We start from the raw sequence: 259 nt of genomic DNA on the forward strand, positions 1-259 counted from the left end.
TGGGATTGTAAAGGGTATCGGACTGGCCATCAATTGCTTTACGGAGCCGGGCGACAAGGTGATGATTATGCCGCCGGTGTATCATCCGTTCAGGATGGTGCCTGAGGCCAATGGGCGACAGGTGGTGTGGAATCCTCTTCGCGAATTGCCCGGCGGCAGGTATGAAATTGATTTCGATAATCTGGAGAAGGGCTGTGCCGATCAATCCTGCCGGATGCTGATTCTGTCGAGTCCTCATAATCCGGTCGGCATCGTCTGG

General features: G+C 54.4%; 1 protein-coding gene. It reads left to right on the plus strand.

Translation table 11 applies throughout. The features are described from left to right. Positions 1 to 16: 16 nt before the first annotated feature. Positions 17 to 259, plus strand: a 243-nt coding sequence (locus ACX9YW_RS23185; protein ID WP_460351101.1) for an aminotransferase class I/II-fold pyridoxal phosphate-dependent enzyme, incomplete at its 3' end; no start/stop codon positions are given.

This window comes from Pseudoneobacillus rhizolycopersici, assembly GCF_054786815.1.